This is a genomic window from Okeania sp., assembly GCF_035285525.1.
In the GTDB taxonomy this organism is placed as follows: Bacteria; Cyanobacteriota; Cyanobacteriia; order Cyanobacteriales; family Microcoleaceae; genus Trichodesmium.
This window is the reverse complement of sequence record NZ_JAYKGW010000102.1, coordinates 1-24,277: the sequence shown is the minus strand read 5'-3', so window position 1 is coordinate 24,277 and position 24,277 is coordinate 1. Positions and strand designations below refer to the sequence as shown.

The window sequence follows — 24,277 nt, the reverse complement described above, 5'->3', positions numbered from 1 at the left end:
TCCGGTTAATTAGACATTGCAAATAATGGTTGACGGCCACCAGTGGAATTGAGTGATCGCCCGCAATATTTCTGGTTGTTTGACTAGCTGACAACAGCGATCGCAGATTACTTGTTTCAGTTGTTCTAAAGAATCAAAAACTTTATTCATAATTGATTCGTCTAGTAATGGTCATAACCTCTCGGCAGGCTGTAGTTCAGGAGGCGGGAGCAGGTAAGAACTCTAAAAAACACGGCGACGGCGGGATTTCTAACTTATCTGTGATCTGCCATCGAGCTCTATCCAGTACCAGTAATGCTGGATGATCCTGATTAATTCCCTGGGCTTGAGCGAAAGCTTCGAGAATCAGACTCATTATTTGTGTTTCCACTCGGTCAAACAGCCACCATTCACTTTCTCCACTACTAGGTTCAACAAACCCATACACCCAACACCACTCAAATCTCCAATAAACTGGAGCTATAGGTACTTCCCACCAGGGGAACCAATCTCTACGAATTACAGGTTTAAGTCCTATACGATGTTCATCCATAGTCCACAGACGTACAGGTTTACCTAGTTTGATTTCTAATTCTTGAAGTCGCTGTTGAAGTTTTTTTTTCCATTCTTCGTGTTCTAACTCAGAAGCTCAAGCATGAGATGGACGAGGAACTTTAATCTTATATTCTAGCCCCCTTAGATACTCCCATCCTCCCTGTGGAGAGACCGAACGTCCCAGCAACTCACTCATCCATAGCGCCACTTTTGGGCTACTCCATCTGCCTCCACCAGGAGGTTCTCCTTCTAAAACTTGTACCAGTAGAGCTTGCTGTTGCTCATCTAGCAAGGATTTGGCTCCCTGGTTCTGGTGACGACCATCTCCAATCGCTGCTGGCCCTCCTTTGTGAAAACCTTGGGCGATCGCTTCTTACCATTGCCAGCCATACCCTGTCACTGTAGCTACTTCTTCACTCTTTGAACCTTTGGCCAATAGTCAGATAATTTGCCACTGAGAGCGTTCTACCACATCTCTAGCGCCTCGATAAAGCTTCTCTATTTCTTGTATAGAAATATGCTCTTTAATGCTCAAACGCTTTCCCATTGCTTTGATGCCTACCCATTCTTAGTCACATACATATACATATACTATATAACCGGATTCTATATGACCATAACTTCTTACCAGACTCTAAAAACCTATTTTGGCTCGCTCTAATGAGAAACTCTGAATTGAGGCGACGAGGACATTTCATAAAATCATAAAAATCTCCTTCTCGGTCAGTAATTGTTACCACTTTAGTTGATTCTGGGATTAGCTCTTCGCTTTTGCTTAAGGCATCTAGCCATCTTTGACTTTCTTTTTCTGCCGTTGATCTTTTTTTTCTTGGCTCTGCTTTTCCCCATTCCTCTACTTCCCTTGCCCAAACATACTGGTCTAATATACCCAGTGGTAATCCCTTGGTACTTGCGCTCAAGACTGAATGCACTTTTAGTCCTCTGGCATATTTGCTGTCAAGATATCCGGCTCCAGATAGTGCTTTTTGCTTCGTATAGTTGAGTTCTGTGGTGTCTTGTATGGCCAATAAATACCACTTGGTGCTGAGAAATTCGCTCTTGTGTCGCCTCTATATGTCTTTGTCTAATCATTGATGGTTGGATGTAGGGGGAATCCCAAAAATCATAGGTGGCCTTTGTTGCTGCCCAGGTTCTACTCGCCGTTGGCACTGTTGCAGACGGTGAGTTACTCAAATTAGAGACAATTTCCATGAACCTCTTGGTTCTTCTTTTGTCTCCCAAGTCTGTTCTTCCTAGCTCTTTGAGTATCCATTTTTCCATATTTGTGATTTTTAGAGGCAAGAGGCGATAAGAGCAAGAATCCACACTTGACTCTTTTTGTCAAGTTTTATGTTAAGAAAGATGTTTATAAAGCATAGCTTTGAAAGGGGGGGGAAAGAAGACCCTTTCAAGGGTGAGAAAGAGGAAGAGGTAACTTCTAGCTCTAGCTTCCCCCTTTCCAAGGGGGACGGGAAGGAGATTCAACCAGGGAACAAAGAGGAAATATCCCCCCTAACCCCTCAGGAAGAGGTAACTTCTAGCCTCCCCCTTTCCAAGGGGATAATCATTGCCCATCCCTACTCAGATGTTACTCCTTTTAAACGGTTAATGACAGCTATTCGTCTGATATTAAACCAACCATTTCTCCCAAATGGCAATAAAAAAAGTTTAGATGTTTTGGCAAAAACTTTATCCCAACAACCAGGAATGGGAGGGGACTGTCGAGACCAGTTTCGTAAGGATGTAGAAAACATTCTCAAACCATTTCAAATATTACCAGATTTTCCTATGCGACAAGGTTATTTTGCAGGTACTGGAATTTTATCCCAGTCTGAATTAAAACATTTACAAGATATATTGCAAGCACAAGTTAATAGTATGGAAAACCCCATTGCTGTATCTATTTATGAGCAGCTTTGCCAGCGAATGAGTTATGCCAAAATAGAGACAAAAAAACCTTATCCAGTCAGAGCGATCGCTCATCAATCAATGATAGATTTAGACTTACTCTCGGAAAATGTATTATCTCGGAAATTGGAAGTAGTTGAAGATACAATTATTAGTGGAAAATTAGTGGAGTTAGGGCGATTAAAAGGTAAAGGAAAATTCACCAGAGATTTAGAAGGAACATTTACAGCTTGGTTATTGCAGATAGTATTTTTTAATAATGCCTGGTATTTAGGTTTTGAACATGAGGGTGGTGAATCAGATGGTTTATTGCGTTTTGAACGATTAGATCGGTTATATATTAGTCAAGATTTAGGCAAGTTTCGTTCTCAGAAACAACAACTTTTACACTTACAAAAATTACAAAAACTTTTAGACGCTAGTTTCGGGATATTTTTAGGTTATTCTGCTGCAGACCAAAGTAAATTTTTAAGTAATAAAAAGTCAGAAAAAAAGCAAGTAATAGTAACATTTGAATTGTGGTTTGATGAAGAAAAATTTAAGTTTATGTGTGAAAAAACTAAAGGGTTTCCATCAGGAACATTGAAAATGTCACCTCCTCCAAAAGGTAGTAGTTTTATTAAAGATGAGGAATATGAAAAAGTATTCTGTTTAGCAGGTACAAAAGATAAAATTTTTCCCCATCAGTTTCGAGTAGAGTTACCTTATTGGTGTTTAAAAGACGTGAGTTTTTTAAGTTGGGTGATTGGTTTTGGAGGTCATGTTAAAGTAATAAAACCAGATGAATTAATTGATAATGTCTATAAAACTGGGTTAGGTATTGTGGAAGTTTATGATGGAAAGATATAGGAAGAAGCGCTCAGGTATTTACAGTTTCTACCTGAAAGTTCATTCTAGAAAAGGCGTACAAAAAATAATGTTTCAATAATTGATAATTACCTTTCCCTAAAAACGGATAGGATTGAATAAAAGGAAAAAAGTAAATTTTTTCCCTTTTAAAGGAGAGGCTTCAAGGCGCAAATTATTTAATTATTTAATTATTTAATTATTACAGCAATTTCATGCCCGCGCGTGAGGTACAAAATTTTATTTAGTAATTTTAGTAACACAACCTTCGGTGGTTGTTACAGCAAAAGAAGGCTGAACTACAGTAGGTGTTAAGTGTACCTCACCATCCTCATACATTGCTATAATTCTTCGGTAAACATTAAGTGCGCACATTGCTATAGAAGGAAAAGATTGAAATTTAAAGACAATTAAAAAATCATGCCCAGTGTTTTATCTTAACAAGACTTACGCAAAGGTACTATATCAGGACTTACGAAAAACAACGCAATTTTTCCGATACGAGGGACAGCGTTTCGCTCCGCGACATGAATGGGTCGCAGTCCGTCAGGATAGCCATCTCAAACCCCTATTTTTCCTACCTCATGGCTTTAGTCCTTATATTATATATAGAGTTGAAAAACTGTTGCGTATGGGGTTTTAAGCACTATATCTAGGGTCGCTGCGTAAGTCCTGCTTAAGAAGTGGCGATCGCCTTAACTTGTGGTAATTTGTTTCAAGGGAGCCAGCAAGCAAACCCCTGGAGAATAGCCTACCAGTAGCGAGTTCGGCATAACTTGGCCAAGCGACAAAAGTAAACAAATTCCACTTGAGTAATATTCAGCTCATCAGCATAAGTTCCTGTCCATCAATCTCCTTGAGGATATTCTTCCCACAAATTAGTTGTCTGGCGCAAACTGGAATGTTCTCCATTACCCATAATAATATGATCGAGTAAGGGTATAGCTAAAAATTGCGCTCCTGCTAACAGTTGTTTCGTTAAATTAATATCCTCAGAACTTGGTTCCACATTTCCTGAAGGATGGTTATGAGAAATAATAACTCTGCTTGCACCTTGACGAATCACCTCTCGAAAAATTTCCCGGGGATGAGCTAATGTTTCTGTTGCTGTACCAATAGTAATTACTTGAGTTCCTAGTAAGCGGTTATTTACATCCAAGAGTAAAACAGCAAATTTTTCTTGAGTTTGCCACATCAAATCTTGACTTAAAGCATCAGCAGCAGCTTGGGGACTTTCAACAACTGCTAATTCTGGGGGACGAGATTGAAATACTCTTTTGCCTAATTCAATAGCAGCCAGAATAGTTGTTGCTTTGGCTGTACCAACACCATAAATTTGAGTTAATTCTTGAACTGTAATATTGCGGAGAACTGATAGGGGGTCTCGCTGATGTTGACTTAATTGATTTAATATGTATTGTCCGAGACCTACAGCAGAAAGTTTTCCTTTTCCCTGACCTGTACCTAGTAAAATAGCAATTAATTCCGCAGTAGAAAGACTTTTCGGACCAGAGGCAATTAATCTTTCCCGTGGTCGCTCATTACTAGGTAAGTCTGCAATTCTGAGACTGTATGTCATTTCAGTTATCAGTTATCAGTTATCAGTTATCAGCAGCGTAGCCAGAAACCCGGTTTCTTGTACCTAAGAAAACCGGGTTTCTTGTACCTCAGAATCTTAATATCTATGAAATTATTTCTAATTCTTCTTCCTTAAGATGAACTTTAAACTTGGTTGTAAATTGGACGAGAATAGGTAGATTAGCACTAACTGGCCTACCTTTCCATTCATTGATAATACCGATTACTTCTCCTTCCTCATCTTTAATGTCAAATGGTTGTCCTCTATGTTCAGGATGAATATAAACAACAACAGAAGTATTAACGCGAACACTATCGCCTATTTTCATATAAAAAAAACCTTGTATTATTCTTTCTGACAAATTTTCATGCAACTTCAAGAAGAAATTACATCATTGGTTTAACAATTTTCTTATTTTTGCATAAAACCTACCCAACATTCACATATATATAGCGCTACTTGAATCGGGAATAGGAAACACTTAACTAGGAACAGTATACTAGAAAAGGGTTTCAGGATTTATAAATTTCCGCACCCTTAGCTCCAACAGCTATAATTTTTTCATCAAACCATAAATATTTAGGATTTGCTGAAAAAGTCTTTTAGTAGCAGGGAGAAGCCAGAATCCAGCAATCCAGCAATCCAGGAGTCAGGGGAATTACAGAAGAGGTAGTCCTATGGAATTATCCCTTGATTTACGGTTCCCGAAAAATCGGCTAATTATGGCAGAAAATCCTAGACTTTTTAGCTTTCAAGACTTAAAAGCTGGTACTTTTGACCTACCTAAAAATGCTAAAAGGTTTATTTGTAAAGGCTTTCATCAATAATTCAGCCAGCCCTAAATATTTAGGGTTGGCGCTTCTTCAGTCTTTTTTCAGGAGTAAGGGAATGGGAGAGTGGGAAATAGAGGAGCTGGAAAGTAATTTTATTTTCCTCAACTGTTGCCTAAAAGCAATGTGCACACTTAATATTTACAAATTGTATGAGGTGTCCAATAGCTAAAAACCTTATATTATAAACTATTCATTCTTCCTCCATACCTGTTCCCTGTTCCCTGTGCGCAGCGCTATAACTTTTTGATTTTTCACCGATTTCTTGGGAACCGTACCGTACATGGTTGATCTGATTTTTCGGGAACCGTAAACCAGATACTTTTTCCAGACCTAAAAAGCCCAATACTTTATCTGTAAAGACTTTGAGATTTAATCAGCCAGCCCTACTTAAAGTTCTTAAAACAATGTAATTTTCAACACATTTTTTCTCCTAAAAAAGCAGCTACTAGACTTATACATAGTTTGTCTTTTTTGTCAAGCTTGATATTAAGAAACTTGAAACGCATAATGTGGATTTTAAGGTTCTGGCATCATAGGACTTTGCACAGATGCAGGAGGGTTATCAGGAGTTGACTGAAAATTTCCCCAATTTCTCGACACTGATATAATTGCCCCTATCAACAAAACCAACAGCAAACCAACCATAAACATCCAGGGTCTTATAGACGACAAATCCTGGACAACCTCAAACTGAGGCTCAGGCTCAGGTTCCGGTTCTCGTACTTCCTCATCACTATCATAAAGAAGTTCTTGAGAAGTTTCTGATAAACCTGGCATGAAAGTTTCTATTAATGGGGTTGTTACTGTCGGAATATTCGATAGAATTAACTTTTCTGGAGAAAGACGATAGTGAATAAGCACTACCGAAACATTATCGTGACCATTTTTTTCATTCGCCAACTTCATTAAATATTCAACTGCCTGCTGCAAAGACATTTCGCCTCGCAATACCTTAGGAGTATATTCAGTCCAAGACTTCTCAACCCAATCATTATCACTCAGACCATCCGAACATAAAAGTAACAAACCCTCTTCTTCAATCAAAAATCTTTGAATAGTGGGACGAATAAACTCTCCATTCTTTGTACCCAAAGCTTGAGTCAAAGCCCCCGCATCACGACGTTGTAACGCTTGCCAATACAAACAATGACCCAAACGCACCTCCCTAGAAGTGACATTATCATCCAAAGTCAACAAACGACAACCATCTCTACTTAGCCAATAGGCACGACTATCCCCTACATTAGCTACATACAACTCATGGGTATTATTTGGATTTGACTCCGAATTAGGTTTTACCTGTTGGGGTAACTGTAGTGCCATAACTAATGTTGTACCCATCCGCTGTCGAGACTCTCTTCCCTGTTCATCATTTTCCGTGGCAATCATATTATTAACTACCCGGATAATTTCCTCCAATTGTTTGCTTACCAAGTCTGGGGATGTTATTTCTGGTTGTTCCCCTACCTCTGTCAATAAATTCTGCACTAATCTTTTAAAAGATTTTACTGCTAGTTGACTAGCTACCTCTCCACCATCATGGCCACCCACTCCATCACAAATCATGGCCAAATGAGGTATTAGTTGATTGCTAGCTAAATCTTGTTCGGTAGGATAACAACAATCCTCATTATGTAAACGCACAGGTCCAGTATCTGTAGCTCCCATTACTTCAAAATTTAATGGTAATTGGGCAGCCTGTTCTAATAGTAGTTGGTTTAATTTCGGAGCGATCGCCTCTGGAGAGTCCCCAATATCACTAATCATCTGACAAATATCTGCCAATGGTTCTTGAATATGAGGATGAGCAATAGGAATTAATTTTGACCAAAAAGTCTTAAAATCTTTGAGTTTAGGGTTACGGGTTTTTATGTCCAAATCTAAAAGTCGTAACCGCCAACCTTCGACCCGCAAATTATTTGTAAATAAACTAGAAGCTACACGCTGTTCTGATAAAGGTTTCCATAACTGCATCATTTGCCACAACCAATAGACCTGACGTACAGGAGTTGCTGTTGGCCAAGCTTCAGCAAAAGAAGGAAACAAATTACCTTCAGAGTCTAGAGGAACGTTATCTAACAACACAATATCTGTAGGATAAGTTTCCTCTCCATATTTATAAAAACCATATACCTCTGGAGTATGAAGTCTCTGGGGATATAGACGTAAATAAGGAATAATATAATCTGGCAACTCCTCATACAGAAATGGAAGTTTCCCAGGTTTAGTATCTAGCCAAACTTGGGGAGCTACGACATAGTAGCGATCGCCCAATAATTCCCCTACAGAAATTTCAACTCCTGGATTCACCGCCCATAAATAGCGATAAATTAAGTTAGTTTGGCAAGCTTCACACTCTTGACGACCCCAAGAGTTAGACGGAGCAGAACAATTAACATTTGGACAATAAATTAGTGGTTTATAAGTAATCATTTCAGTTATCAGTTATAGTGCTACCCGCTAGGGGAATAGGGAATAGCGGTCGAGAGATGGATGGGTTCCCTAACCATATCCAATCGACCAAGAGAGGGAACAGGGAACAGTAGACTATCAAAGGGTTTTAAGATTTACAGGACTTACCAAACAATTAATAATTAATATAGAACTTACCCATAAACGCTATTGGTAAGGTGTGTTTTGCTACGCGACATGTAAAGCGGTAGTGTAACGCGCCAATACTCTATATATATTGCCTCCCGTGTAAGTCCTGTAATAGTTAATAATTAATAATCAAGAGTTTATAAATAATTATTCATTCAACAATTCATGCCTTGAAGCCTCCCCTATCCTAGGGGATAAATAAAAAATTTTCCTTTTAGTCAATCCCCTTCTTTTAAGCTATGCTTTATAAACATCTTTACTTAACATAAAACTTGACAAAATCTACAAGTTATGTATAAGTTGGCGAGTTGCTTTTTTGGGAGAAAATTGTATGAAAAAATACATTTTTTAGGGATTGCTTCAGTATTTTTATTTAGCTAATATGATTTGTTATCCGTATCTCCCCCTCTCCACAAGGGTTTCAGGAGTTCCTGATCAGGGATAGAGGGGTAATTATTAATTATTAATTTTTCATTGTTAATTGCTGAAAGGACTTACGCAAAAGTGCTATATATAGAGTCAAAAAACGATAGCGCTATAGTTTTAAGCACTATATCTATGGTCGCTGCGTAAGTCCTGACTATGCTTTATCAACATCTTTCTTAACATAAAAGGATAGTATCCTAGGGAAAGCTATTGACCTTATTTTTGGGTCAAAAGTAATACAATTAAAAACTAATCTGAGAATTTTCGTCAGGAATTGTTTTTTTTACTGTTGATATATAAGTTAGACAGTTTTACTGAAAAATTGTGGGTATGCGCCTCCCCTTTTAAGAGGAAAAAAAGAGAATACTCCTGATTCCAAGCCTCTTGCTTCAGCTAAAGGCATTAATAACTGATAACTGATAACTGATAACTGATAACTGAAATGACGAGAACTTTCTCAGCGTCAAAACGCTAAAGATTTGTTGACAGGATTTACGCCAAGGTACTATATATAGAGTCAAAAAACGATAGCGCTCTAGTTTTAAGCACTATATATATGGTCGCTGCGTAAGTCTTGATTGAGATAGAAGTTACACTGATAAATTTCGCAATAAACCGATCATATACCTGAGTATTTGTCAAGGTATAATTCTATCTAGTTATGTCATTTCAGTTATCAGTACAGTGATTTTAAGGACAGGATTTACGCCAAGGTACTATATATAGAGTCAAAAAACGATAGCGCTATAGTTTTAAACTCTATATCTATGGTCGCTGCGTAAGCCCTAAAGGAAAATCAATAATAAGTTTAGCTAATACTAATTAACTTTATAGATGTTATTTCAGTTATCAGTTAGCCTCCTCCGGAGGAACTGCCTCTTGTAGAAAAGTTTTCCTATGGAATACTTTGCATTCATGTCGCGCAGAATTTTATGTCAGCGACAGCCGAAAAGCGAAAAATCAACAGTACCTCGTAGCTGTTGCATTGGGATGGAAATACTGAAGTTGATTTTCTCTTGGTAAATTCGATATAGCGAGGTTTCCTCACCATATCCAATTAAATCGCTTTTCATTCCTTTGAAAGGGGAAAATTAATACCTGATTTTTTAGTCACAAATAGTTCTTAACTTTATAAATCACGACTGACGCAAGTGCAGCCAGAAACCCGGTTTCTCCTAGACATCTATTGCTCAAAACAACGGTTTCTCCTAGAAACCGGGTTCCTCCCGTGTAAGTCCTATAAATGTCAGGAATGTTAAATAATTGCCTAAAAATTGAAATTCCCAAACAATAATCTTACTGATTGCTCGGTGCTGAACAGAGACAAAATCTTTAACCTAACTATCCTCATTTATCCATGTTATTAAATCCAACAATATTCTGGTTAATAGCTGGGACAATTCTTTGTTTTTTAGAATTTCTTGTACCTACGGCCTTTGTTGAATTTATGATGGGACTAAGTGCTTTTGTTGTCGCCCTAGTGTCCCTCTTAATTCCTAGTGTGAGTTTACAAGTCGCTTTATGGATGATTTTTTCTGTAGGTTCTATTTTTGCTTTTCGTCGTCTTTTGCCCCATCATACAGTAGCTACTATTGCTGATGCTAAGGAAGCAGAAACTTTAACAGAGATTTTACCAGGTCAAGCAGGTAGGGTACTTTATCAAGGTAATTCTTGGCGTGCTCAATGTGACGACCAAGAAAGTACAATTTCTGCTCAACAAAAAGTTATTGTCGTGAGACGAGAGGGTAATACTTTATTTGTATTGCCAGAAAATTTATTAAATTCTTAATAAGCAGTCAGCTATCAGCTATTTATTTTAGTTTGAAATAAAAGCTTTATTCTATTGACGTAAATTTAATTTTACTATTAAAGCCGACTTTAAAGGTTATATTCATTTAAAGCTTCTCCTTAAGTTTTGGATATTATTCCTTTTTGCTTAGTATTCGTCAGGAAAAACTGGTCGCTAATAGTTGAATGCTTAGATTGATTTTGCCAACCAAAATCAATTGAAATTAAGAGCTAATTTAGGTAATTAGGAGATTAAAAATGGAACAATTTTTTTTATTAGTATTTTTAGCTTTAGGTGGTTCAAGTATAGCCGGAAGTGCCAAAGTTATTAATCAAGGAAATGAAGCTTTAGTTGAAACTTTAGGAAGATATAATGGTAGAAAATTAGATGCTGGTTTGAAATTTATTATCCCATTTTTAGATAGAATTTCCTATCAAGAAACTATTCGGGAAAAAGTATTAGATATTCCGCCTCAACCATGTATTACTAGAGATAACGTTGCTATTAGTGTAGATGCTGTAGTTTATTGGCGAATCATGGATATGGAAAAAGCTTTCTACAAAGTAGAAAATCTCCAATCTGCTATGGTTAATCTAGTTTTAACTCAAATTCGGGCAGAAATGGGTAAATTAGAATTAGACCAAACTTTTACAGCTCGAACAGAAATTAATGAGGTATTATTAAGAGAATTAGATATTGCTACTGACCCTTGGGGAGTTAAAGTAACTAGGGTAGAATTACGAGATATTAGCCCTTCTAAAGCAGTACAAGATTCTATGGAATTACAGATGAGTGCCGAACGACAAAAACGAGCTGCAATTTTAACTTCGGAAGGAGAAAGAGATTCTGCTATTAATTCTGCCAGAGGTAAAGCTGAATCACAAGTTCTTGATGCTCAAGCTCGACAAAAAGCAACTATTTTAGAGGCAGAAGCACAACAAAAAGCCATTGTTTTGAAGGCTCAAGCGGAACGTCAATCTCAAGTATTAAGAGCTTCTGCAACTGCTGAAGCATTAGAGATTATTACTAAAAGTCTCAATGAAGATCCTAATGCTAAAGAAGCACTCCAATTTTTATTAGCTCAAAATTATTTAGATATGGGTCTAAAGATTGGTAGTAGTGATAGTAGTAAAGTTATGTTTATGGATCCTCGGAACATTCCAGCAACTTTAGAAGGTATTCGTTCTATTGTGGCAGATGACAAAAATTCCTTTGGCAGTTAGGTAAGTTTCGATATAATTCAAAAGTCAAAAGTCATGGATTCAAAAGTAAGAATTAAGAAGTACAATTATACCTGTCAGATTTATTTAATCATTCAGTAAGTATTTATGCTTAATATTTTCTTGAGAATTTGACTGGAAAGTAAAGTTAAATAAAGATAATTCGTACAGTATAAATACTTACTAAGCTACTGAAGATGTTATGTTGTTTCCTGTCTTCTGTTCCCTATTCCCTGGCGCGTAGCGCTATAAAATACAGCCATCACAAACTCCAAAAAATTCCAACGTGTGGTAGAAAACCTTAAATTTGTGGTACTCTTGCAATTTATCCTCTAAATCGTGGATAGGACATTCATTAATAGGTATAGAAGTCCCACACTTAACACAATTTAGATGATGTTGGTCTTGCTGTAGACAACTATACACAGATTCACCATTAGCCAAAGTTCTGACAATTATTATACCCTCTTGCTTTAGAGCATCCAAAGAACGATATACCGTTGCTAGTCCCAGAGGTTGGTCACATCTGCGTAACTTTGAATGTATATCCTGAGCAGATAGCGATCGCTTCTGGGTTTTTAGTAATTTTAAAATACGCTCTTGAGAACGGGTGCGATTGGTTTTCATAGCCAATTAGTTAATTTGTGCACAACTTAACAGATAATATTAGGTAGTTAAATTTATATTGTAAACTTTTTACTAACGTGGTCAAAAAATATCAAGCACAAATCTATGTCACATTAAGACCATCTGTTTTAGATCCGGCTGGCGCTGCAGTTAAATCTGGGTTGGCACATATGGGATATGAAAATGTAGAACAAGTCAGAATAGGTAAATATATTGAGTTAAAGCTTCAAGCAACAGATGAAGCAACTGCTAGAGAAGAAGTAGAATTAGTCTGTGATAAACTACTGGCAAATCCTGTTATTGAAAATTATTGCTTTGAACTAGAAGAGGGAGTAGGAAGTAGGGAGTAGGAAGGAGGAAGGAGGAAGGAGGAAGGAGGAGAAAAGAATGGATAATTGATATCAAATCTGGTAGTATCAATAGAATTGACCCCTACAGGGGTCAATTCTCCAAACCCTCTACAAACTAAGGTGTGTCATCAATTAGATGTTAGAAGCTTGATCGAAAAAAGTAGTGGACTGACAAAGCTCAAACTGTGCATTACATCATTGTGGAGGCCGATTTAGCTAACTGAATGCTTGAAAAATCGTTGTACGGACTATGCAACGTCCCTACGGAGAACCCTCGCCTACCGACTGGACAATTTCAGGTGTGCGCTCGCTGTATCTGAATCTACAGGTAGTGATCGTCATTTTTAACTAACAGATAACAGCCATTTTGTCAACTTCTTTAATTGATGACACGCCCTAGAAATGCACTTATGAAATTCCCCCTACCCCCCTTTGAAAGGGGGGAGAGAGAAGGGAATATTAGTTCAATCGGTAGAATTAACTCCTTGTAGGGAGTTAATTCTACCAACCCTTTAGTTGAAGATTTGGGTCTTGAAATTTCTGACTTTATTAATTTTTAATAATCAACAAGTTTAAATTAATTGAAAATTTATATGAAATTTGGTATTATTACATTTCCTGGTTCCAATTGCGACCGAGATGTGGCTTGGGTAACTCAAGGATTATTAGGTCAATCAACTCGCATGGTTTGGCATCAAGAAGAAGATATTTCTGATGTGGATGTAATAGTTATTCCTGGAGGTTTCAGTTATGGGGACTATTTAAGATGTGGAGCGATCGCCCGTTTTTCTCCAGCAATGAAAGCAACTATTGCTCATGCTCAAAAGGGGAAATTAGTCTTAGGTATCTGCAATGGTTTCCAGATATTGACGGAAATAGGATTATTACCAGGGGCATTGGTAAGAAATCAAAAATTAAATTTTATTTGCCATCAAATACCTATCAAAGTAGAAAATTCTGAAACACCTTGGACGTCTATTTATACCAAGGGAGAAGTAATTAATTTACCCATAGCTCATGGGGAGGGTTGTTACTACGCTGATGTAGATACTCTACAAGATTTGGAAAATAATCATCAAATTTTATTTCGTTATTGCACAGAACATGGTGAAGTTACTCTGGAAGCTAATCCTAATGGTTCTCTTAAGAATATCGCTGGTATTTGCAACCGTCAAGGAAATGTGTTAGGAATGATGCCTCATCCGGAAAGAGCATCAGACCCAATATTGGGTAATACGGATGGCATAAAATTATTTAAAGGTTTATTAATGGCCACTATTAGAATTTAGCTAAAGTCATTCACATTACTTCCTTTTTCCCTAAAAATAAAACTCAAATAGATATTTTTCTGTATAGTTCTACACGCAAGTCAGAAGTAATCTCTGGCTTAGTTTGAGCATTTAACTATTTCCTAACCTCGGCTTCGACTGCTGTATACTTCACTCAAAATTAAACATATTGTGTTAAGAATTTATACAGAAACCGAATTTATCCACCAAATTTCCTAAGATTAAAAAATAATAATTTTATTATGAGAATAAACTCAGTTTATTCCTTAGATGTCTAAGTCCTGTGCTGTATATTTCATTCAAAATTAAACATATTGTGTTAAGAATTTATACAGAAACCGAATTTATCCACGAAATTTCCTAAGATTAAAAAATAATAATTTAGGAGAATAAACTCGGTTTATTCTTTAGATGTCTAAGTCTTATTTAGGGCTTGCTGATTAAATATAAAAGCATTTAGATATAAGGGTTTTAGCCTTTTTGTGCCCAAAAAAATACCTAGTTTTTGGCTATTTTTGTCTCAAAATAGTAAAGTATTGACTTTGTCCCCTATTTCCTGGCTTCACTAGCAGACTTTTTCAGCCAACCCTATTTAATCATTTAATCTTAAACTGAGTGAGAAAGCTTTTCAGACAAAGATGAAACTTGCCTTCTGCTGTTATTAAGATGAAACGGGGTAAAAATATTAAATACAACTTTTGGTCAGATTAGCAGTATGAAGTAATATCTTCTCCACAAACATCTGCCAAATAACACAAAGCTCTAAACCTCAAATTAATTAGTTCATTGTAAAGAGGGTTAAGTTTGCACATAGGGGGAATGTGAAATAAGATATGACCAAAAAAAATAATATCACGCTCAAAGGGGCACTGACTCGGAATTAATTTGCATAGAAATCTTGCTAATTCAGGACTATTTACTTCTATGCGGTCTAGCCATTGTCTCAAAAAGCTTAATGGCTGAAATTTAGGCATTGTAGTATACATACGAGCAATCATAGCATTTAGAATGTTAGTGTTTTGGAGTCTCATCATCCCTGTTGCTTTTGCAAGATAGTGCATGGTTTTAAAGACTTTCTCTTGATTTCTACAGTTGATTTTTGGGCATTACCGGAAATACAAGAATATTTGAGTAGCAGTTCTTAATTACTTCACAAAATTCACAAGCCAAGAATAATTTTTTTGATTTTGACTTTTCAATTTCCAGTAAAATATCACCCCAGCACTCTATAGTGGGGGTTCTCAGGAAATCCTGGCTTTAAAAACTCTTAACTATATCAAACATTTGACTAGGAATTAAGTTCTCTTGTTGATCAGCTCTTAGCTTAGAAAGTGGACACATACCTAACCGATTTTGTTCACCTATTTGATTGTTACACCAATAAAGCTAATTGTCGCCTCTTGACTCTTCACAACTATAAATGGATTGAATAAATTAAATAAGTTTTACTAAAGTCAATAATATTGATAAAAGTATATTTTCATGATATATGATGACTAATGCTGTGACATAGAGCAAGTAGATTATATAAATGATAACTTATGCAAAGGCACTATGATATAGAGTATTGGTCTGTGAAGAAATGCGCTTTTTCATATCGGGAATGCTTCATAAAAAGCGGAGCTTTGGGGAGTGCAAAAACACACCCTACTAGACCCAAAAAACTAATTGCTGATTGCTGATTGCTGATTGCTTTATTTATGATTAAACCTAATTCTCAATCATCCCCAAAATTAGAATTTTTAACTACATTAGATAGTATAAATACTAAAACTCTTTCTTCATCTAAAGGAATTTTTAGTATCTTTTCTGCATTCCCAGAATATGACCGTGGCAACAGACTTTATAATATGGGTAGATACGAATCAGCTATTTATTATTATAAAAAAGCAGTAGAAATTAAGCCAGACTGGGCAATAGGTTGGTTGAAACTAGCTGATGCTTTATATCAACTACAGGATTATGAGCAAGCAGTAAAAGCTTATAAAATATCATTATCTCTTAGAGAAAATTCTCATCAAGTTTGGAATTGTTATGGAGCTGTATTATCTAAATTAAAGCAGTATGAAGAAGCGATCGCTTGCTTTGATAAAGGAATTAAAATTAATCCCAATAATTATGAGTTATGGTTTAATAAAGGAATTGTTTTAACTGAATTAAAACAGTATTTGCCTGCTATTAATTGCTATAAAAATGCTTTAAAAATTCAACCGATGAAGGGAGAAGTTTGGTATGCTCAAGGGCAAGTTTTATTAATATTAAAAAAATATGCTGAAGCATTAGCTGCTTATGATTGTGCAGTGAAATTACAACCTGATAATTATCAGATTTGGTTTGATAGGGGATTAGCTTTAGTTGAGACTCAACGTTATGCAGAAGCAGTTATTAGTTATGACCATGCAATAGAATTACAACCAGAAAATTATTTAGCTTGGTTTAATTTAGGTATTGCTCAAAGTAAATTACACAAATATCACGATGCCGTCTCTTCTTTTAATAAAGCAATTAAATTAAATTGTGATGATGATGAGGCTTGGTATTATAAAGGATTAGCTTTAAGGCATCATTGGAAAGAAGGAGGAGTTGCTTGTTTTGATAAGGCAATTAATTTTAATCCTAATTTACCAGAAATTTGGATTAGCCGTGGTGAGATTTTATTAGATTTATTTAAGTATAATGAGGCATTAGAATCTTTCAATCAGGCAATTACAATTAATTTTAATTATCCGGAAGCTTGGTTAGGAAGAGGTAAAGCATTTGTGGGAATGGGTAAATACAATGAAGCTCTTATTGCTTATGGAAATGCTATTAATATTGAACCATATTTTTTAGAAGCTTGGAATTGTCGAGGTGAAACATTAGAAAAACTAAATAAATATGACCAAGCATTAGCAGCTTATGACAAAGTAATTGAAATGAGTGTTGAACAGAGAATTTCTGTTGCTAAAGTTGGTTTACAAAGAGGTGCAGCTTTAGAAAAGTTAGAGCGATATACTGAGGCAATAGCAACTTATGATTTGGTAGTTGAAAAGCAGCCTAATAATTTTGATGCTTGGTTAAACCGAGGATTAAATTTAGAAAAAATGGCAAATTTTGCAGAGGCTGTTGTTAGTTATAATCGAGCTATTAAGATTTGGCCGAGTAATTATCAAGCTTGGTCGAAATTAGCTTTAATGTTGGAAAAGTTAGAAAGGTATGAAGAGGCGATCGCTGCTTATGACCAAGTAGTTTCTTTGAGACCTAGTAATTATCAAGCTTGGTTTCAACGAGGCTTAATTTTAGAGATATTAGACTCTGTTGAAGAAGCTCTTAGTTCTTACAAAATTGTTTTACAAATGAAACCAGATCATCAGCAAGCAATTGAGAAAATAAATCAGTTGAATAATTGATGATTAATAATGAAAACTATATATATATGGTTTGCTGAAAAAGTATTTGTCACCAGAACTTGTCAATTTTGTCAAGTTTTATGTTAATAAATATGTATGTGGGTAAAGCATAGGTCTTAGGGGCGGGCTTATGTAAATCTTAGAGTAAGCATGAAAATTTCTGATCGAACCCGCCCCTACTAATGCACTATTTTAGGTGAAACAATCCACTACTATTAGCTAGAAAAAATCAAAAATTAAATCAATTATTTATCCCTACTCCCTACTTCCTCTTTTTTACCAAAATCTATTCTACATCCAATTCAAATCCATTAAAAAATTAGCAATTCTTTCAGAACCACCTGGCTTTCCCATCCTCCGGAAACCATTTTTAGCAATTAATCGTCTTTTATCTGAATCAGACAATAAAGATTTAACCACACCAGGAACCTCTTGAGGATGTTTAACCAGAATTAGAGAAACTCCTAAAAGACGACTTTGAGTTTCTGCAAAAGCAGATGTAAACTGAGGACCATTACCAGGAATAGTGATCGCTGGTTTCCCTAAACCAACAAATTGTTCTGTAGCAGTACCTGCCATAGTAATAGCGAAACTGCCTCGATGTACAAATTCGACAAAAGCTTGTTGATTTAAAATCACACTGGCATTTCTATTGGGAGAAATCAATTTTAGGGGAAAATGAATACTGCGTTCTCCAGAAAAATAAGTTAATTGAGAATTATCACTTGGTATTTGTAAAACACTATTTTGAGTCTGAGTTTTAATTTCTCGTTCAGGATGCCAATTATAAGATTTCAGCAATGTACTAAAAGGTTCTAAATCTAAATTAGGAGCGATCGCTGCTAGGAACAAAAATTTTTTTTCTGGGAAAGTTTCTAGTAACCCTAAAATTGCTTGAATAATAATATCCCAATTTGCATAAGCTTCTGGAGAACGAGACCCAGGTAATAAAGTAATTGTTATTTGATTATCTATGCCCAATATCTTATTATCAGAATAATACATTGACCGTAGATCCTTATCCAAATTTACAGCATCCATCATTGGATTTCCTACATAATAAGCTTTAATAGACTTTTTTCTTAATATTTCTTCTGTTAACTTATCTCTAACAAGTACCGCTTTACATTTCTCCCTAGTCATTAACCAACGTTCCCAAGGAAAGTAAACGGAGCCTGACCAAAGTAGGAAACTTTCCAACCAAGATCTAGGAGGAAGTTTCTCAGTTTCATCTCGGATAAAATATTCTGATTTAGCAGTTCCTAAAAAAACGTAAGGTACTCTAGTTAACCAAGCAAATAATAAAGGTACAATATCTCCAACTACCAAAATAACTACTTGATGACCTGACTTAATTTCAGAAGTTATCCAATGTCTTAATGCTTTTAATTGAGCAAAGGTAACTCTTAATAAACCACCTTTTACATCTCGCCATAACTGTTTCCTATCCATATATATAAAACCACCAGAAGGCATTCTTTGTCGGGGACCAATAATTGAAAGGTTGTTTATTTTACTATAAGCTTGTCCTTCTCCTACTATTGGTAAAGCAGCCAGACTAGGAGGAAGAGGATATTTTTCTAGTTCTTGGAAAATTTGAACTGCGACCCCATCTTCTCCGTGACCATTACTTAGGCAAAGTATTTTTAAGGTCATTTCAGTTATCAACTTTTTCAGTTATCAACTTTTTCAGTGATCAATTATCAGTTATCAGCTTTTTCATCCAACTTCAATTAGTTCGTAATTGAAGCATATTAACAAGTAGTAGAAGTTAAGATGCAATTTAGTCTATCTATATTTTATAGCTAAAATTCTGAACAAGAACTGACTTATTAAATAAGAATAAAAATGAAAATATTAGGAAACCTGCAAGGGGGCAAATATACTTTAGAAAAAGAACTAGGAAGGGGTGGTTTTGGCATTACAATCAAAGCTACTCATAATTATTTGAAACAACCTGTAGTAATTAAAACTCTCAATGAGTCTTTAACTCAACACCCTAATTTTGCCGAATTTCAATATAAATTTCAGGAGGAGGCCAAAAGACTGGCTTTATGTGTCCATCCTAACATTGTCCGAGTAAGTGATTTTTTTGTGGAAAATGGTCAACCCTATATGGTAATGGACTATATTCCTGGTCAGAATTTGGCAGAAGTAGTATTTGGAGGCCAACCTCTATCAGAAGCGATCGCTGTACATTATATTCGTCAAGTGGGAAATGCTCTGATCGTGGTCAACCAAAATAATCTACTTCACCGAGATATTAAACCCCAAAATATTATCTTGCGTCAAAATACTGAGGAAGTTATTTTAATTGATTTTGGTATTGCGCGAGAGTTTATTGCAGGTAGAACTCAGGTTCACACTAATTTGGTGTCAGATGGTTATGCTCCACTAGAACAGTATTTACCTCAGGGAAAAGGGACAGCAGCAACAGATGTATATGGTTTAGCTGCTACTTTCTATACATTATTAACTGGAAAGGTTCCAGCACCAGCACCTCAGAGAGTACAACAGGAAATTCCTAGTCCTCGTGAGTTACGACCTCAACTGAGTGTTGTTGTTAATCAAGCGGTGGTTAAGGGTATGGTTTTAGATATTCAGCATCGACCTCAAACGGTGGATGAATGGTTAAAACTTTTATCAGATTTTCCCACAAATAGTTCAACTATACGAGTCGTACCTAACCATTCATCTCAGAATTTGGAAAATGGAACAACTGTTCATGTAAATCTTCCTCGGACGCAAAGACCTGCAAATATTTTAATGTGGGGAATACTTGGAGCGATCGCTACTTTAATGGCAGGAGCTTTAGCAGCAATAGTTTTTAATTCTCAGGATGCTTCTAATTCTCCCATTGTTAAACCTATTCAATCTTCTCCTAGTGTACAACCATCAGAGATTATTGCTGAAACTCCTACTCCAAAACCTAGAGGAGAAAGTCAACCTACTTCATCTCCACAACCGAGCTATACTCAACAACCAACTTTGACTCCGACTCCAAAATCTACCCCATCTTCTGTTCCTGTCACAGTCGAATCTAGTCCGACTATTTCTCCTCCTGAAGAGAAGGGAAAACCTCATGGATCAAAAGTAAGGTCTCCAACACCTACCTCATCTCCTGAAGATTTAGTTGAAGATTCAGTGCCGAAAAAAGTTTTAGATTTAGTATTGCCAGACAATATTCCTTCTGACCCTATTGATAATTCCAAATTAGAGGATAGTTTACCAGTGATCCGTGGTTTACCTCCAGGTACATTAGAAAGTAAGGTAATAGAATTATTAGGAAAACCGACAAAGGTTGAAGAGGATGGTTATTGGCCTAATACTAGGGCTGTAATTTATGATTTACTTCCTAATCAAATTACTCTAGGTTATATATATGATAGAGATTCTCTTCGCTTACGACAAACTGAGTTGTCTGTAGCAGATAATATAGATGACCGGGTGGTAACAGTAGCTTTTACTAATATGTTAAGTTTAAAGATTACTTCAGATATTAAACAAGGACTGCAAGATGTAAGAAAAGGTAAAATTAGTCGCTACAAGTTTAAAACAGGTAATTTGGAAGGTCTAATTGAACGTAATCAGGAGAATCGTGTTTATATAGGCGTTTGGGAGGAAGATTTACATTAATAAAAACAATTGGTTTTTATTTTTTATTTTATGTATAGCCAATAATGTTGGGTTTCGGTTCCTCAACCCAACCTACATCTACTTTTGAATTTTGAATTTTGACTTCTAAATTGACTTGTCATAATTAAAATAATTGTGTATGATATAAAAAATAACTACTGGATTGTTTAACTTAAGACTGTGCATTAGCTTTTAACTTAAAAATTCTTAATGCAATGTTGAAGATGAAACAGTCCACTACCTAAACGGGGCATTAACGGTTTCGACAGGGTGGTAAAAACTACTTTGTGATGCAGGTCGAGAGTGAGTCTTCTCTCGGAAATCCTGGGCTTAAAAAATAATAAGTGCAAACAACATTGTACCTTTTGCTCGTAAGCAAGTAGCTGTAGCTTAATTGCGAAAATACCTCAAATAGGTTCGAGCGTCTGTGATTTGACTCCGTTAAGGATTACAGACTTAACCCCAACGGATGCACTAGCAAATTGCCTCTGGTCAACTGCTAGTTAAGACTTTACTAGAGCATCCCGCTATCCGGGATAATGGATAGTCCCAGCTCTGAGGGTTAAAAAGAGCTAAACCTGTGAGTGAGTGAAGGGTGAATAGCCATTTTGGACATGGGTTCGACTCCCATATGCTCCATTAAATATAACCATCCTGAAGCCGTTTTCTGTTTTCTGAGCAGAAAGTGGCTTTTTTTTGGGTGCATCTGACATTGGCAAAAATACTTTTTTCCTCTTATTTTATTCCCTAAAAGCAATAAATTTTTCCCTTTCTTCAAAATTGATTAGTATTTGGGCAAGAAGGCAGAAAAATTATCCCTTGATTTTTCTGAGTATAGCAGGGAACACTTAATAGTTGTTCAAGTGTTTCTGCTCTCTAAGATTCATCATTGGTCTATTTCCTAATCGTCTTGTTAGTTGCTATACCTCTTCTATAACTCCCTCCAACTAAAGAAATTACTTTCCAACTCCCCTACTCCCCTACTCCCTACCTTGTCAAAAACTATGGATAGAAAATTTGATGATAGTGACATTAAACAAGCTATAAAAAAATACCAATCTGGAAACTTAGAAGCAACAATTAATATTTGTCATCAGATTATAAAAAGACAACCTAATAATTTTTTAGTTTTAGAACTTTTGGGTTTGTGTGCTTATAAAAATGATGAAATAGAAGAGGCGATCGCTTATTATAAAAAGTCTTTAAAAGTTAATCCTAATTATGCAGAAACTCATAATAATTTAGCTGTTGCGCTTCAAGATAATGAGGAAATTGATGTGGCATTTAGTCACTTGAAAACTGCTATTAAATTGCGTCCTAATTATGTTGAGGCATGGCATAATTTAGGACTTATTTGCCGAGATCAAGGTAAATTTGAGGCAGCTATTGAGAATTATAAAAAATCTCTTGAACTGAAACCAAATTATGCTGAAGCATATAATAGTTTAGGGAGTATATTTTTAGAAATAGGAAAATTTTCTGAATCTCAAAAGTATTATCGAAAGGCGATTAAATTAAACAAAAATCATATCAATGCTCATTTTGGTTTAGGTTCTGTTTTGCTTAAAGAGGGCAATTTTATTGAGGGTTTTGATGAGTATGAATGGCGGTGTCAACGTAAAAATTATGTAATTTATAGTTTTGCTAAATTTGTATGGGATGGTTCAGATTTTTCTGGTCAAAATTTATTAGTTTATACAGAACAAGGTTTAGGAGATTCTATTCAATTTATACGTTATATTTCTTTGGTGAAAAAGTTAGGTGGGCGGGTAATTGTTGGATGTCATAAAGCTGGATTAAAGTTATTATTTACCAATGTTTCCGAAATAGATGAATTATTTGTTATAGGTGAAAAATTACCACATTGTGACTTGCAAATTTCATTGATGAGTTTACCTAAAATTTTTGGTACTACTGTAGAAACTATACCTGCTGAAGTTCCTTATTTATTTGTACCAGAATCAAAAAAATTTGAACTACCAGGAAGTGCAAATAGTTTCAAAATAGGGATAACCTGGGAAACAAATAGCAAAATCAAGACTAGCAAAAGACGTTCTTGCCCTATAAAAAATTTAGAATCTATTTTTAATGTAGATAATGCTAGCTTTTATATTTTACAAAAAGAAGTTTCTCCCCAAGATTTGGAATGGTTGAAATCTCAGACTAAAATTCATAATTTAAGTTCATATTTTAATGATTTAGTTGATACAGCAGGAGTCATAAAACAATTAGATTTAGTAATAACAATAGATACGGTTATTGCTCACTTAGCAGGAGCATTGGGTAAACCTGTTTGGGTAATGTTAAATTTTGATTCCGAATGGCGTTGGTTGACAGATAGGGAAGATAGTCCTTGGTATCCGACAATGAGGTTATTTCGGCAAAGTAAATTTGATGATTGGCAAGGGGTTTGTCGGAAAGTTGTTGATGCTTTATCATCTAAATTATTGACTTTTCAGAAAACAAATTATCCATCAATAATTAAACCAGGAGTACCATTTACAACTCAGGAGTTACTAACAACAGCATTGGCAAAATATCAGGAGGAAAACTGTCAGGAAGCAGAACAAATATGTCACTTTATTCTTCAATATAAACCGGATTGTGCTACTGCATTTGAGATACTTGGTTCCTGTGCTAAAAAAACAGGGAAGATAGATTTAGAAATTGCTTATTATCAGAAAGCAATTAACTTCAACCCTGATAATTATAAAACTCATTTAAGGTTAGGTATTGCTCTGAAAAAACAAAATAAACTCGATTTGGCGATAGTTCATAATCAAAGAGCAATTGAACTGAAACCAAATGGTGCTTCTGCTTGGCATAATTTAGGTCTAATATTTAAAATTCAAGGCAATATTCGGGAAGCAATTAGTTCGTTTCAAAAATCTCTAGAGATTAAACCAAATAATGCTGAGATTTATTATTCTTGGGGTAACATTGTAAAAGAAGAAGGTGATTTAATAGAAGCAAAAGTTCTTTATGAAAAATGTCTTGAGTTAAATCCTAATCATATTAATGCTCACTTTGCTAGAGGATATATTCTTTTGAAACAAGGAGACTTTTTAGCTGGATTTTCTGAATATGAATGGCGCTACCAACGTGAAGATTATATAACTCGTAGTTTTGCTCAACCTGTATGGGATGGTTCAGATTTTTCTGGTCAAACTTTATTAGTTTATACGGAACAAGGTTTGGGAGATTCTATTCAATTTATTCGCTATATTCCTTTGGTGAAAAAGTTAGGAGG

Annotated in this window: 21 protein-coding genes and 1 other RNA gene; 10 read left to right on the top strand and 12 right to left on the bottom strand. The window is 35.7% G+C overall.

Features of this window, described 5'->3' with window-relative positions:
• Positions 1 to 9: 9 nt before the first annotated feature.
• The 5 genes from VKJ25_RS09620 to VKJ25_RS09600 all read right to left on the bottom strand — a co-directional run bounded on the left by VKJ25_RS09620 (position 10) and on the right by VKJ25_RS09600 (position 1,860).
• Positions 10 to 150, bottom strand: coding sequence for a hypothetical protein (locus VKJ25_RS09620; RefSeq protein WP_324236409.1), 141 nt, complete (start codon positions 148 to 150; stop codon positions 10 to 12).
• Positions 151 to 196: 46 nt separating this feature from the next.
• Positions 197 to 532, bottom strand: a complete 336-nt coding sequence (locus tag VKJ25_RS09615) for a hypothetical protein (RefSeq protein ID WP_324236408.1) — start codon at positions 530 to 532, stop codon at positions 197 to 199.
• 96 nt (positions 533 to 628) lie between these two features.
• Complete coding sequence (locus tag VKJ25_RS09610) at positions 629 to 826, bottom strand: winged helix-turn-helix domain-containing protein (protein WP_324236407.1); 198 nt, start codon at positions 824 to 826, stop codon at positions 629 to 631.
• Between the two features lie 280 nt (positions 827 to 1,106).
• Positions 1,107 to 1,562: a hypothetical protein gene (locus tag VKJ25_RS09605; RefSeq protein ID WP_324236406.1), complete on the bottom strand. Its 456-nt coding sequence runs from the start codon at positions 1,560 to 1,562 to the stop codon at positions 1,107 to 1,109.
• Positions 1,492 to 1,860, bottom strand: coding sequence for an IS4/Tn5 family transposase DNA-binding protein (locus VKJ25_RS09600; protein WP_324236405.1), 369 nt, complete (start codon positions 1,858 to 1,860; stop codon positions 1,492 to 1,494). Before VKJ25_RS09600 ends, VKJ25_RS09605 begins: the two co-directional genes overlap by 71 nt.
• Before the next feature lie 282 nt (positions 1,861 to 2,142).
• Here VKJ25_RS09600 and VKJ25_RS09595 point away from each other — a divergent pair, with 282 nt between their 5' ends.
• The gene (locus VKJ25_RS09595; protein ID WP_324236404.1) at positions 2,143 to 3,291 is read left to right on the top strand and encodes a hypothetical protein; all 1,149 of its coding nucleotides are present in this window, start codon (positions 2,143 to 2,145) and stop codon (positions 3,289 to 3,291) included.
• A gap of 237 nt (positions 3,292 to 3,528) precedes the next feature.
• On the opposite strand, the gene VKJ25_RS09590 is transcribed toward VKJ25_RS09595, so the two are convergent.
• The 3 genes from VKJ25_RS09590 to VKJ25_RS09580 form a co-directional block, all read right to left on the bottom strand.
• On the bottom strand, positions 3,529 to 3,663 hold the full coding sequence (locus tag VKJ25_RS09590) for a hypothetical protein (protein WP_324236403.1): 135 nt from the start codon (positions 3,661 to 3,663) through the stop codon (positions 3,529 to 3,531).
• A 472-nt stretch (positions 3,664 to 4,135) separates the two neighbouring features.
• Positions 4,136 to 4,867: a RadC family protein gene (gene radC / locus VKJ25_RS09585; protein ID WP_324236402.1), complete on the bottom strand. Its 732-nt coding sequence runs from the start codon at positions 4,865 to 4,867 to the stop codon at positions 4,136 to 4,138.
• Between the two features lie 103 nt (positions 4,868 to 4,970).
• Positions 4,971 to 5,195, bottom strand: a complete 225-nt coding sequence (locus VKJ25_RS09580; protein ID WP_324236401.1) for a ferredoxin-thioredoxin reductase variable chain — start codon at positions 5,193 to 5,195, stop codon at positions 4,971 to 4,973.
• 349 nt (positions 5,196 to 5,544) lie between these two features.
• On the opposite strand from VKJ25_RS09580, the gene VKJ25_RS09575 reads away from it, so the two are divergent.
• Positions 5,545 to 5,694 carry a hypothetical protein gene (locus VKJ25_RS09575; RefSeq protein WP_324236400.1) on the top strand — a complete coding sequence of 50 codons (150 nt, stop codon included), beginning with the start codon at positions 5,545 to 5,547 and terminating at the stop codon, positions 5,692 to 5,694.
• A 522-nt stretch (positions 5,695 to 6,216) separates the two neighbouring features.
• Here VKJ25_RS09575 and VKJ25_RS09570 read toward each other — a convergent pair.
• Positions 6,217 to 8,133 carry a PP2C family protein-serine/threonine phosphatase gene (locus VKJ25_RS09570; RefSeq protein ID WP_324236399.1) on the bottom strand — a complete coding sequence of 639 codons (1,917 nt, stop codon included), beginning with the start codon at positions 8,131 to 8,133 and terminating at the stop codon, positions 6,217 to 6,219.
• Between the two features lie 1,951 nt (positions 8,134 to 10,084).
• Here VKJ25_RS09570 and VKJ25_RS09565 point away from each other — a divergent pair.
• Together VKJ25_RS09565 and VKJ25_RS09560 are read left to right on the top strand one after the other, a co-directional pair.
• Positions 10,085 to 10,516, top strand: a complete 432-nt coding sequence (locus VKJ25_RS09565) for an NfeD family protein (RefSeq protein ID WP_324236398.1) — start codon at positions 10,085 to 10,087, stop codon at positions 10,514 to 10,516.
• A gap of 257 nt (positions 10,517 to 10,773) precedes the next feature.
• Positions 10,774 to 11,739, top strand: coding sequence for an SPFH domain-containing protein (locus tag VKJ25_RS09560; protein WP_324236397.1), 966 nt, complete (start codon positions 10,774 to 10,776; stop codon positions 11,737 to 11,739).
• Positions 11,740 to 11,982: 243 nt separating this feature from the next.
• Here VKJ25_RS09560 and VKJ25_RS09555 read toward each other — a convergent pair whose 3' ends face one another.
• Positions 11,983 to 12,363 carry a Fur family transcriptional regulator gene (locus tag VKJ25_RS09555; protein ID WP_324236396.1) on the bottom strand — a complete coding sequence of 127 codons (381 nt, stop codon included), beginning with the start codon at positions 12,361 to 12,363 and terminating at the stop codon, positions 11,983 to 11,985.
• A 77-nt stretch (positions 12,364 to 12,440) separates the two neighbouring features.
• Here VKJ25_RS09555 and purS point away from each other — a divergent pair, with 77 nt between their 5' ends.
• Positions 12,441 to 12,713: a phosphoribosylformylglycinamidine synthase subunit PurS gene (gene purS / locus VKJ25_RS09550; RefSeq protein ID WP_324236395.1), complete on the top strand. Its 273-nt coding sequence runs from the start codon at positions 12,441 to 12,443 to the stop codon at positions 12,711 to 12,713.
• A gap of 593 nt (positions 12,714 to 13,306) precedes the next feature.
• The gene (purQ, locus tag VKJ25_RS09545) at positions 13,307 to 14,002 is read left to right on the top strand and encodes a phosphoribosylformylglycinamidine synthase subunit PurQ (RefSeq protein ID WP_324236394.1); all 696 of its coding nucleotides are present in this window, start codon (positions 13,307 to 13,309) and stop codon (positions 14,000 to 14,002) included.
• 707 nt (positions 14,003 to 14,709) lie between these two features.
• Here purQ and VKJ25_RS09540 read toward each other — a convergent pair.
• Entirely contained in the window at positions 14,710 to 15,000 is a 291-nt protein-coding gene (locus VKJ25_RS09540) for a Mo-dependent nitrogenase C-terminal domain-containing protein (RefSeq protein ID WP_324236410.1), read from the bottom strand.
• Positions 15,001 to 15,702: 702 nt separating this feature from the next.
• Here VKJ25_RS09540 and VKJ25_RS09535 point away from each other — a divergent pair.
• Complete coding sequence (locus VKJ25_RS09535; RefSeq protein WP_324236393.1) at positions 15,703 to 17,391, top strand: tetratricopeptide repeat protein; 1,689 nt, start codon at positions 15,703 to 15,705, stop codon at positions 17,389 to 17,391.
• A gap of 291 nt (positions 17,392 to 17,682) precedes the next feature.
• Here the strand turns inward: VKJ25_RS09535 and VKJ25_RS09530 are convergent, their stop codons facing one another.
• Positions 17,683 to 19,047, bottom strand: coding sequence for a lipid-A-disaccharide synthase-related protein (locus VKJ25_RS09530; protein WP_324236392.1), 1,365 nt, complete (start codon positions 19,045 to 19,047; stop codon positions 17,683 to 17,685).
• 192 nt (positions 19,048 to 19,239) lie between these two features.
• On the opposite strand from VKJ25_RS09530, the gene VKJ25_RS09525 reads away from it, so the two are divergent.
• From VKJ25_RS09525 to VKJ25_RS09515, 3 genes are all read left to right on the top strand, one after another.
• Positions 19,240 to 21,027, top strand: coding sequence for a serine/threonine protein kinase (locus VKJ25_RS09525; protein WP_324236391.1), 1,788 nt, complete (start codon positions 19,240 to 19,242; stop codon positions 21,025 to 21,027).
• A 247-nt stretch (positions 21,028 to 21,274) separates the two neighbouring features.
• Positions 21,275 to 21,669: a transfer-messenger RNA gene (gene ssrA, locus VKJ25_RS09520) on the top strand.
• Positions 21,670 to 22,031: 362 nt separating this feature from the next.
• On the top strand, positions 22,032 to 24,277 hold a 2,246-nt coding region (locus VKJ25_RS09515; protein ID WP_324236390.1), incomplete at its 3' end, for a tetratricopeptide repeat protein.